We start from the raw sequence: 10,937 nt of genomic DNA on the forward strand, positions 1-10,937 counted from the left end.
CATGCCGCAGATCGAGGTGACCTTCGACATCGACGCCAACGGCATCGTGTCGGTGAGCGCCAAGGACAAGGGCACCAACAAGGAACAGAAGATCACGATCCAGGCGTCCGGCGGTCTCGACGAGTCCGAGATCGAGCGCATGGTCAAGGAAGCCGAGGCCAATGCCGAGGCCGACAAGGGCCGCCGCGAACTGGTCGAGGCCAAGAACCAGGCCGAGAGCCTGATCCATTCGACCGAGAAGTCGGTCGAGGAGCACGGCGACAAGGTCGACCCGTCCACCGTCGAGGCGATCGAACTGGCCATTGCGGCGCTGAAGGACGACCTCGAGAAGGACGACGCCAGCGCCGAGAAGATCAAGGCCGGGATCCAGAACGTCACCGAAGCGGCGATGCGTTTGGGCGAGGCGATCTACAAGGCCCAGGCCGAGGAATCCTCGGGCGACGACGCCGAGCCGGCGGATCGCCAGTCGAACGCGCAGGACGATGACGGCATCGTCGATGCCGACTTCGAGGATCTGGACGACAACAAGCGGGCCTGAGCCCGATAGCGGAACCGAGCGGGGGCCGGTCCGGACACCGGGCCGGCCCCTGACGTTTCGCGGATGGAGTGCACAATGTCCAAGGGCGACTATTACGACACGCTGGGGCTGTCCCGGGGAGCCTCGGCCGAGGAAATCAAGAAGGCCTATCGCAAGAAGGCCAAGGAACTGCACCCGGACCGGAACAAGGACAACCCCGAGGCCGAGGCCAAGTTCAAGGAAGCGAACGAGGCCTACGAGGTTCTCAAGGACGCCGACAAGAAGGCGGCCTACGACCGCTTCGGCCACGCCGCGTTCGAGGGCGGCATGGGCGGCGGCGGGCCGCGCCCCGGCCCTGGGGGCATGGGTGGCGGCAACGCCGACTTCGCCAGCGCCTTCTCGGACGTGTTCGACGACCTGTTCGGCGACTTCATGGGCGGGCGCCAGGGTGGCCGCCAGCGCGCGGCGCGTGGCGCCGACCTGCGCTACAACCTGCGCGTGACGCTGGAAGAGGCGTTCAGCGGCCTGCACAAGACGATCAACGTGCCGACCTCGGTGCAGTGCGACTCGTGCAAGGGTTCGGGCGCCGAGGGCGGATCGGAGCCGACCACCTGCCCCACCTGCTCGGGCATGGGCAAGGTGCGCGCCACCCAGGGCTTCTTTACCGTCGAACGCACCTGCCCCACCTGTTCGGGCCTCGGGCAGATCATCAAGAACCCCTGTTCGTCCTGCGGCGGCGCCGGTCGCGTGCAGAAGGACCGCGCGCTGTCGGTGAACATCCCCGCCGGCGTCGAGACCGGCACGCGAATCCGCCTCGCCGGCGAGGGCGAGGCCGGCATGCGCGGCGGCCCTCCGGGCGATCTCTACATCTTCATCGAGGTGAAGCCGCACGACATCTTCACCCGCGAGGGCGCCGAACTTCAGTGCCGCGTGCCCGTCTCGATGACCGTGGCCGCGCTTGGCGGCGACATTGAGGTGCCGACGATCGACGGCGGCCGAAGCCGTGTGAAGATCCCCGCCGGCAGCCAGTCGGGCCGCCAGATGCGTCTGCGCGGCAAGGGCATGCCGGCCCTGCGCGGCGCCGGGACCGGCGACATGTATATCGAGCTGGCGGTCGAGACTCCGGTCAACCTGACCACGCGGCAAAAGGAGCTGCTGCGCGAGTTCGAGGATCTGTCCGAGGACAACAACCCCGAAACGAAGAGCTTCTTTTCGTCGGTCAAGAGCTTCTGGGACAGCATGAAGGGCTGAGACGCCTCCGCGCCCTGCCCGCAGTCCCGCGAAAGCCCGCCGCATGGCGGGCTTTTTCTTGCGCCGGTATAGGGCCGGTCAGAGGCCCAGCGTGACCAAGGCGACGCCACAGGCGGAGCACACCGCCAGCGTCAGCGGCACACCGCGATGCGCGTAGAGCAGCAGCCCGGCCGCAAGCAGCGCGATCGCGCCGCTGCGCCAGTCGAAGGTGGCGATGTCGGGCACGGCGATGCTGATCGCGCCCGCCTCGACCATGTCGACGGTGTCGAACAGGACGTGCAGGCCGAACCAGACCGACAGGTTGGCGATCACGCCCACCACGGCCGCGGTGATCCCGGCCAGCGCGGCGCGCAGGACCGGCCGCGCGGCGATGGCGTCGATCCAGGGGGCGCCTGCGAAGATCCACAGGAAGCACGGCGCGAAGGTCGCCCACAACGTCACGACCGCGGCGGCGAGACCCCAGAGCATCGGCGACGCGCCCGCGGGCGCGGCGTGGTGGCCGGCGAGGAAGCCCACGAACTCGGTCACCAGGATCAGCGGTCCGGGTGTCGTCTCGGCCAGGCCCAGCGCGTCCAGCATCTCTCCGGTCGTCAGCCAGCCCTGGGTCGCGACGGCCTCTTGGGTCATGTAGGCCAGCACGGCGTAGGCGCCGCCGAAGGTCACGGTGGCAAGGACCGAGAAGAAGCGTGCGATCTCTCCGAAGACCGGCGGCGCGAGGGCGCCCACGACGAGCAGCGGCGCGATCCAGATCGCGAGCCACAGCACGGCCGTCCGCAAGGTGGCCGACAGCTGCCGCGCGACCGGCGTGGCGGACGGGCGTTCCGCCGTGCCGGGCGCGCGCAGGCGGGCGGCCCCCCAGATGGCCGCGCCCGCGACGACCGCCGGGTAGGGTACCGAGAAGACGAAGAGGGCAAGGAAGGCCAGCGCGGCGATCACCAGCGGCTCGGCCCCGACGAGGGCGCGGCGCGAGACGCGGACCAGCGCCTCGATCACGATGACAAGGACCGCGGCCTTGATCCCGAGGAACAGCGCCTGGGTGATCGCGAGGTCGCCGAAGCGGACGTAGAGCGCGGCGAGGCAGGCGATCAGGATCGCGCCGGGCAGGACGAACAGCCCGCCGGCGAGAAGACCGCCGCGCACGCCGTGCATCCGCCAGCCGGCATAGGTGGCCAACTGCATAGCCTCGGGGCCGGGCAGGACCATGCAGAACGACAGCGCGTCGAGGAACTGCCGCTCGGAGAGCCAGCGGCGCTCGTCCACGACCATGCGGTGCATCAGGGCGATCTGGGCCGCCGGGCCGCCGAAGGAGAGCACGCCGATGCGGGCCCAGACCGAGGTGGCCTCGGCTAGGGAAACGGGCGGCGCGGGGCGGGCGGGCGCGGCGTCTTCGGGCGGCGACATGCGGGCTCCTTCGGCGGGCCGCGGGGCGGCGGCCTTGGGGGATGGTGACGGACCTGTATGACGGGGGTGCGAAACGCGGCGCAAGGAATTTTCGTGGCCCCGCGTGCGGTGGTCGCGGGGGGTGCCCGAGAGGTGTCCCACGATGGGACATCGGGGCGCCTACGGAAAATCAACGGGTTACAGAGACGGATTCAGGAAGGTTTAACCTTTGGGCCTCGCGGCGCCGGTCAGCGGCGGCCGGGACTGGGCCGAAGTGCGCCGCGTAGTGCGGAGCTTCGTCGGCGTGAGGCAGGCGCTGCAGGAGGCCGCCCGACCGTGGCAGATGAAGCCCGTCTCCCGGTGTGCCACGAGGGCTTAGACGGCCCGATGCCGCGCACCGATCCGCCGGTCGATTCATCGCGCCGGATGTCGCATGCGCGGGAGATTTTCCGGCCGCGTAACCGAGGACCGATGCAGGTTTTACCGCCGCGTCATCGTCGCGTTTCGGGACTGATACGAAGCTCTGGTTGCCTGCACGTCATGTGGTTCGCGACAGGAGTAGACGAGCGATGACCAAGATGATCCTTTCCCGCCGCCAGGCGCTGGCCGGCGGTGTCGCGGCGAGCGCGATGCTCGCGGCCCCGAGCCTTTCGCGCGCGCAGTCCCGGCCCGTGATGGCGCACGGGATCATGTCGGGCGACGTCGCCCTTGACGGCGCCATGATCTGGGCCCATGCCGACCGCGAGGCGCGCATGCTGGTCGAATGGGCGACGACCGAAAGCATGAACAACGCGACGCGGGTTCCGGCCCTGAACGTCGGCCCCGCCAGCGGTCACGCCGGCAAGCTGCTGCTGACCGGCCTGCCCTCGGACCAGGAGATCTTCTACCGCGTGCGCATGGAGGACCTGTCGGACCCGAGCGCCGTGTCCGAGCCCCTGACCGGGCGCTTCCGCACCGCGCCGACGGGGATGCGCGACATCCGCTTCGTCTGGTCGGGCGACACGGCCGGCCAGGGCTGGGGCATCGACCGCGACCGGGGCGGGATGCGCACCTATGCCACGATGCTGCAGCACCAGCCGGACTTCATGATCCATTCGGGCGACACGGTCTATGCCGACGGCCCGCTGAAGGACGAGGTGGTGCTGGAAGACGGCTCGACCTGGCGCAACCTGGTCACGCCGGCCAAGCGCAAGGTCGCCGAGACGCTGGACGAGTTTCGCGGCCAGCACCTGTACAACTACCTCGACGACCACGTGCGCGCCTTCAACGCCCAAGTGCCGATCCTGGCGCAGTGGGACGACCACGAGGTGACGAACAACTGGTACCCCTCCGAGATCCTCGAGGACGACCGCTATACCGAGAAGAACGTGGCGCTGCTGGCGGCGCGCGGCGCGCGGGCGTTCCACGAGATGCTGCCGACGCGCCAGCCGCTGGAGGAGCCGGGCCGCGTCTACCGCAAGATCGCCTACGGGCCGCTGCTCGACATCTTCTTCCTCGACATGCGCAGCTACCGTGGCGACAACTCGCCCAACCGGCAGGAGGACGGCGCGCCCTTCCTGGGCGACGCGCAGCTGGCCTGGCTCAAGCGCGAGCTGGCGGCATCGCGGGCGACGTGGAAGGTCATCGCGTCGGACATGCCGATCGGCATGATGGTGCGCGACGGCGAGAGCAACTTCGAGAACATGGCCAACGGCGACGGGCCCGCGCTGGGGCGCGAGCAGGACATCGCGGACATCCTGTCGTTCATCCGCGCAGCCGACATCGCGAACACGGTCTGGCTGACGGCGGACGTGCATTACACGGCGGCGCACCACTACAGCCCCGACCGCGCGGTGTTCCAGGATTTCGAGCCGTTCTGGGAGTTCGTGTCGGGCCCGCTGCATTCGGGCACGTTCGGACCGTCGGACTACGACAACACGTTCGGGCCCGAGGTGCGCTTTGCCAAGCATCCCGATGCGGGGCGCGCGAACCTGCCGCCGTCCGAGGGGCTTCAGTTCTTCGGCCTGGTGGATATCGACGCGGCCACGCGCGAGATGACGGTGCGCCTGATGGATTCGGGCGACGCCGAGCTTTGGTCGACGACGCTGTCGCCGCGCATGGGCTGAGGCGGTCAGGAAGAACACAGGCCCGGCGCGATGCCGGGCCTGTGCTTTGGGCGCTGGTCGCGTGCCGCCTAGGCGGCCATGCCGGGCTTGAGCACGACCTTGGTCCAGTCGTTCTGGTTGTAGCGGAAGTTCTTGTAGCCCGTGGGCGCCTGTTCCAGCGGCAGGCGGTGCGAGATCAGGAACGTGGTGTCGATCTCGCCCTCGCCGATGCGGCGCAGCAATTCCTCGCTGTAGCGCTGGACGTGGGTCTGGCCGGTGCGGACCTGCACGCCCTTCTCCATCAGCGCGCCCAGCGGGAACTTGTCGAGAAAGCCGCCGTAGACGCCGGGGATCGAGATGCGGCCGCCCTTGCGCACCGCCATGATCGCCTCGCGCAGGGCATGGGCGCTGTCGGCGCCGAAGCCGGTGTTCTGCTTGATGTTGTCGAGGATCGTGTCGGGCGCGAAGCCGTGCGATTCCATGCCCACGGCGTCGATCACCGCGTCGGGGCCGAAGCCGCCGGACATGTCCATCAGCGCGTCCAGCACGTGCGTCTGCTTGAAGTCGATCACCTCGGCGCCGAGCTTGCGCGCGAGGTCGAGCCGGCCGGGGAATTCGTCGATGGCGATGACGCGGGCCGCGCCCATCAGCAGCGCCGACTGGATCGCGAACAGGCCAACGGGGCCGCAGCCCCAGACGGCCACGGTGTCGCCTTCCTCGATGTCGGCGTTCTCGGCCGCCATCCAGCCGGTGGGCAGGATGTCGGACAGGAACAGCACGTCGTCGTCGTCGAGACCGTCGGGAATGACGATCGGCCCGATGTCCGAGAACGGCACGCGGACGTATTCCGCCTGACCGCCGGGATAGCCGCCGGTGAGATGCGAATAGCCGAACAGCGCCGAGATGGAATGCCCGTAGAGGTTCTCGGTGACGTCCTGGTTCTCGACCGGGTTCGAGTTGTCGCAGGCGGAATAGAGCGTCTTCTGGCAGAAGAAGCACGACCCGCAGGAGATGGTGAAGGGCACGACGACGCGCTGACCCTTCTGCAGGGTGCTCTTCGGCCCGGTCTCGACCACGCGGCCCATGAATTCGTGGCCGATGATGTCGCCCGACATCATGCCGGGGATCACCCCGTCATAGAGGTGCAGGTCGGACCCGCAGATCGCCGTCGAGGTCACCTCGAGAATGGCGTCGCGGGGGTTGATGATTTCGGGGTCGGGGACGGTGTCGACGCGGACGTCGTGCTTGCCGTGCCAGGTGAGTGCGCGCATGGCCGATCTCCTCAGGCGGGGGTTTTGCGGTTGGCGGAGGTGGCGATCTCGCCCGTCTCCATCAGCATCTTGAGGCGCTTGAGCTCGCGCCGGCCCTGCAGGTGCGGTTCGGCCTGGAAGGCCTTGGCGACCCAGCGGCCGAGCTCGCCCATCGGGGGGACGTAGGCGACGATGGCCTCGATCTCGGTGCCGCGCTCGCCGGGGGCGTCGCAGAACAGGATCTTTCCCTCGGTGTCGATCTCCGAGTTCTCGGTCGAGCGCCAGGCGATCTCGGACTCGGGGCGGTCGGCGACAATGCGCGTCTCGAGATGCACGTCGTGGCCCATCGGGCCGGCGATGGTCCAGCGGGTCAGCTCTCCGTCCTGCTCGACGTGGCGCACGTTCTGCATGAAGCGCGGCAGGTTGGCGAAGTCGCGCCAGAAGGCGAAGACCTCGGCGCGGGGCTTGGCGATGGTGATCGCGCGGCCGACCACGGCGTAGCGGCCGAAGCGGGTCTGCCGCGCGGTGCGTCCGGGCGCGCTGTCGCCGGGGCGGTGCGGCACGCTGTTGCGCGTCTGCTGCTGGTAGAGAAACGTCAGCCCGACCACGCCGACGGTCGCCGCCGCCAGCAGGCCGAGGCTTTCGCCGCGGGATCGTCCTGGATTGTATCTCATGTCGGCCTCCGGTCCGTTGCTTCACGCCATCCGGGCGGGTGGCGGATGGTCGATGCACTGGGATAAGGGCGGGCGCGGCGCATTGTTCCGCCCGCCGCGGCGGAAGCGGGCGGGGTTTCGCCGGGTTTGCGGAGGGGCCGGGCGGTCAGAGCCCGCCGCGCACCGACCAGAGTTCGGGGAAGAGCTCGACCTCGAGCATCTTGCGCAGGTAGGTCACGCCGCTGGTGCCGCCGGTGCCGCGCTTGAAGCCGATCACGCGTTCCACGGTGGTCACATGGTTGAAGCGCCAGCGGCGGAAGTAATCCTCGAGATCGACCAGCTTCTCGGCCAGCTCGTACAGCGTCCAGTGCCGGGTCGTGTCGCTGTAGACGGCGTGCCAGGCGGCCTCGACAGCCGGCACGTGGGCGTGCGGCGCGCGCAGGCGGCGGGCCTCGTCGGGCAAGGTCGCGCCGGTGTCCTCGGCCAGGCAGTCGAGCGCCACGTGGTAGAGCGACGGGCGGTCGAGTTCGCGGACCAGCAGCGCGTGGGTTTCGGCGCGGTGTTCGTGCACGCGCATCATGTTCGGGTTGCGGTTGCCCAGCGCGAATTCGATCAGCCGGTACTGGTGCGACTGGAACCCCGAGGATCTGCCCAGCGCCTCTCGGAAGGTGGTGTAGTCGCTGGGCGTCATGGTGCGCAGCACGTCCCAGGCGGAATTGAGCTGCTCGAAGATGCGCGCGACGCGGCTCAGGATCTTGAACGCCGGCTGGTAGTCGCGGCGGGCCAGCGCGGCACGGGCGGCGCCGATCTCGTGCAGGGCGAGCTTCATCCACAGCTCGGACGTCTGGTGCTGGACGATGAACAGCATCTCGTCATGGGCGTCGGACAGCGGCGCCTGCGCGGTCAGGATCTTGTCGAGCCCGAGATAGTCGCCGTAGCTCATGTCGCGGTCGAACGCCATCTGCGCGCCGTCGGTGCCGGGATCGTAGGTGTCACTCATCGGGGATCACCGCCTCTGCCTCGATCTCGACCTTGTAGCCGCCGATCAGGCCCGCCACGACGACCAGCGTGTTGGCGGGCTTGATCGCGCCGAAGACGCGGCCGTGGGCGCGCGAGATCGCGTCGACGTCGGTCTCGTCGGTGATGTAGACGCGCGTGCGCACCACGTCCTCGGGGCGGGCGCCCAGCGCCGAGAGTGCCGCGAGGATCTTGTCGAGCGCGTAGGTCGTCTGCGCGCCGGCGTCGTCGGGCGCGACCACGCGGGACGCGCCGGCGGTGGCGGTGGTGCCCGAGACGAAGACCCGGTCCCCAACGCGCTGCGCGCGGGCGTACCCGGCGATCTCCTCCCATTCCGACCCGGTCAGGACGCGCGTGGCGCCGGGCCGCGCGGCGGGTTCGGCCGCGTGCGCGCGGGGGATCGCGTCGAGATGGTGCGACAGGTCGCCGGACGCGGTCAGGAAGGGCGGCGTGCGATACTCGTCGCCGCAATCGCCGGGGACCATCTTGGTCTGTGCGAAGGCCGCCTCGAGCGTCGCGCGGTCGGCATCGTCGAGCGTCAGGCCGAACAGGCGGGCGTTGTCGGCCATGTGCTCGGCCTCGCCCAGGCGGGCGCCGATGATCGTGGCGGCCACCGCGTCGTGGTCCAACACCCAGCGGGTGGCGACGTTCGAGACCGACACGCCATGCCTGTCGGCGACGGATTTCGTAGCGCGCAGGATGTGCTGGAAGGCGTCCCAGCCGCCGATCGTGTCGATGAAGCGGCGGTACTTCATCTTGGACCAGTCGCCGATCGCCGCCGGATCCGTTGCCTCCACCCATTTGTCGGACAGGAAGCCGCCGCACAGCGTGCCGTAGGCGAAGAGCTTCACGCCGGTCTCGCGGCTCAGCGCCGACAGCGCGCCCGCCGCGCGGCGGTCGACCAGCGAGAACGACACCTGGTTGGAGACCAGCGGCACGCCGTCCTTGAGTGCCACGCGCAGGTGGTCGGCGTCGAAGTTGGTCACGCCGATCTCGGCGATCAGGCCCTGTTCGCGCAGCTCGGCCAATTCGTGCAGCGCGTCGAGCCAGGCGGGGTGCTGGAAGCTCCACCAGTGGAATTGCAGCAGGTCGACGCGCTCGACGCCAAGCCGGTCGAGGCGGTCCTGCACACCGGCGCGGACGACCTCGGCAGTCATCGGGCCGGGCTTGGGGCACCACTTGGTGAAGGCCAGCGGGCGGGTGACGGCGGGCCGCGCCAGCAGGCGGCCGGCGATGATCTCGGCGCTGCCGTAATGGTCGGCCATATCGAACGTGTCGAAGCCCGCGTCCGCATAGGCGGCGAGGTCGTCGGCCGCGCGGTCGGGGTCGAGCGTGTCGCCGTCCTTTTCCATGTCGGCGACCTGCCACAGGCCGACCAGCGTCTGCGCGATGTCGAGGCGGCCCAGCCGGGTGCGTTCGGGACGGGGCGTGTCAAGCATGGCGGGCGGCCTCTTCGATGCGGTGGGACAGGACGGCGAAGCTGCGCTCGATATCGCGGGTCAGGGCGGCGACGGCGGCGTCGGCATCGCCCGCGCGCAGGGCGGCGACGATCTCGTGGTGGTGGCGGTGCTCTTCGAGCTGCAGCGCCGATTGCTCGCGGATCACGAGGTTGAGATAGGCGCCGTACTGCATCCACAGCGCCTCGATCAGCGGCAGCAGGACGGGCGAGGCGGACAGGGAATAGAGCGCGAAGTGGAAAGCGTAGTTGCGTTCGAGATCGGGGCGCAGGGGGCTGGTCTCGGCCTCGGTCAGCAGGGCGTCGAGCGCGTCGATGTCGCCGTCGCCGGCGCGCGCCATCGCCGCGCGCAGCGTCAGCGATTCCAGCGCCAGCCGCGCGGCCTTGAGGTCCGAGATCCGCCGCGCGTCGAAGGGCGGCACCATCAGCGTGCGCGACGGCGTGTCGATCAGCGCGCCCTCGGCCACTAGCCGGCGCACGGCCTCGCGCACCGGGGTCATGGAACAGCCCAGCTGGTCGGCGAGGTCGCGCAGGCTGAGCACGTCGCCGGGTGCGAATTCGCCGCGGGTGAAGGCGCCCTTGAGCGCGTCGTAGACCGTTTCGCGCAGCTTCGACTGGTCGATCCGGGCAAGCCTCGGCTGGTTCATGGGCACTCTCCCTGCCCGGTCGCGGGCGGTTCGAGAAAAAGTTTGACACGCGGGATGCGTTTTACACAACATCAAATATCACAGATCAAAGGTTTCGCGATGACGGCAACGGATGACGGCTTCTGGCTCTACGATCTGCGGATCGAGACCGTGCTCGATGGCCGCACGCCCGTCTGCCGGCATGTCGAAGGCGAGTTCTTTCGCATGCAGGGCGAGAACCTGGTGTTCGAGGCGGGCGCGAAGGTGTCGGCCTATGCCCTGGCGGCGATCCTGCCGCTGCTGCCCGCGAAGCAGCGCATGACAGACGCCAACGACTGGATGTCCACGGACGCCGAGATCGCCTGCCCCGATCCGCATTGCGGCGGGCGCTTCCGCATCGTGCGCGAGGGCAAGCGCCGGTTCAGCCATGCCGAGACGACCGGCCTGCCCGACAGCCGCACCACCCCCTATTGGAAGGAAGACACCGCATGAGCGTCGCCACCACCGACCTGCGCCCCGGCCACACGATCAGCCGCGTGATCCGCGGCGGCTGGCAGCTGGCCGGCGATCACGGCGCGGTCGACCGGGCCGAGGCGATCGCCGACATGGAGGAGTTCGTCGACGCCGGCATCACTACCTTCGACTGCGCCGACATCTACACCGGCGTCGAGGAGATGATCGGCGACTTCATCGCCGACCTGCG

At 69.3% G+C, this 10,937-nt stretch carries 11 protein-coding genes; 5 read left to right on the forward strand and 6 right to left on the reverse strand.

What is annotated here, in order from left to right:
• Together ACFDTC_RS05465 and dnaJ are read left to right on the forward strand one after the other, a co-directional pair.
• On the forward strand, positions 1 to 538 hold a 538-nt coding region (locus ACFDTC_RS05465), incomplete at its 5' end, for an Hsp70 family protein (protein WP_375257865.1).
• Between the two features lie 75 nt (positions 539 to 613).
• Positions 614 to 1,768: a molecular chaperone DnaJ gene (gene dnaJ, locus ACFDTC_RS05470; protein WP_375257866.1), complete on the forward strand. Its 1,155-nt coding sequence runs from the start codon at positions 614 to 616 to the stop codon at positions 1,766 to 1,768.
• Between the two features lie 78 nt (positions 1,769 to 1,846).
• Here the strand turns inward: dnaJ and chrA are convergent, their stop codons facing one another.
• Positions 1,847 to 3,169, reverse strand: coding sequence for a chromate efflux transporter (chrA, locus tag ACFDTC_RS05475; RefSeq protein ID WP_375257867.1), 1,323 nt, complete (start codon positions 3,167 to 3,169; stop codon positions 1,847 to 1,849).
• 548 nt (positions 3,170 to 3,717) lie between these two features.
• Between chrA and ACFDTC_RS05480 the strand changes: the two genes are divergently transcribed.
• Complete coding sequence (locus ACFDTC_RS05480; protein WP_375257868.1) at positions 3,718 to 5,253, forward strand: alkaline phosphatase D family protein; 1,536 nt, start codon at positions 3,718 to 3,720, stop codon at positions 5,251 to 5,253.
• 68 nt (positions 5,254 to 5,321) lie between these two features.
• Here the strand turns inward: ACFDTC_RS05480 and ACFDTC_RS05485 are convergent, their stop codons facing one another.
• From ACFDTC_RS05485 to ACFDTC_RS05505, 5 genes are all read right to left on the reverse strand, one after another.
• Positions 5,322 to 6,503: a zinc-dependent alcohol dehydrogenase gene (locus tag ACFDTC_RS05485; protein WP_375257869.1), complete on the reverse strand. Its 1,182-nt coding sequence runs from the start codon at positions 6,501 to 6,503 to the stop codon at positions 5,322 to 5,324.
• Between the two features lie 11 nt (positions 6,504 to 6,514).
• Complete coding sequence (locus tag ACFDTC_RS05490) at positions 6,515 to 7,156, reverse strand: SRPBCC family protein (protein WP_375257870.1); 642 nt, start codon at positions 7,154 to 7,156, stop codon at positions 6,515 to 6,517.
• A gap of 145 nt (positions 7,157 to 7,301) precedes the next feature.
• Positions 7,302 to 8,135: a tryptophan 2,3-dioxygenase gene (locus ACFDTC_RS05495; protein WP_375257871.1), complete on the reverse strand. Its 834-nt coding sequence runs from the start codon at positions 8,133 to 8,135 to the stop codon at positions 7,302 to 7,304.
• Positions 8,128 to 9,591: an aldo/keto reductase gene (locus ACFDTC_RS05500; protein ID WP_375257872.1), complete on the reverse strand. Its 1,464-nt coding sequence runs from the start codon at positions 9,589 to 9,591 to the stop codon at positions 8,128 to 8,130. The genes ACFDTC_RS05495 and ACFDTC_RS05500 overlap by 8 nt, the downstream gene beginning before the upstream one ends.
• Positions 9,584 to 10,255: a GntR family transcriptional regulator gene (locus tag ACFDTC_RS05505; protein ID WP_375257873.1), complete on the reverse strand. Its 672-nt coding sequence runs from the start codon at positions 10,253 to 10,255 to the stop codon at positions 9,584 to 9,586. Before ACFDTC_RS05505 ends, ACFDTC_RS05500 begins: the two co-directional genes overlap by 8 nt.
• A 99-nt stretch (positions 10,256 to 10,354) precedes the next feature.
• Here ACFDTC_RS05505 and ACFDTC_RS05510 point away from each other — a divergent pair, with 99 nt between their 5' ends.
• Positions 10,355 to 10,726 (forward strand): TIGR04076 family protein, encoded by a 372-nt coding sequence (locus tag ACFDTC_RS05510; RefSeq protein WP_375257874.1) that lies wholly within the window; start codon positions 10,355 to 10,357, stop codon positions 10,724 to 10,726.
• Positions 10,723 to 10,937: aldo/keto reductase (locus ACFDTC_RS05515; RefSeq protein ID WP_375257875.1), on the forward strand; the 215-nt coding region annotated here is incomplete at its 3' end. The genes ACFDTC_RS05510 and ACFDTC_RS05515, both read left to right, overlap by 4 nt.

Origin of the sequence: Citreimonas sp., from assembly GCF_042096055.1 — a bacterium.
In the GTDB taxonomy this organism is placed as follows: domain Bacteria; phylum Pseudomonadota; class Alphaproteobacteria; order Rhodobacterales; family Rhodobacteraceae; genus Citreimonas.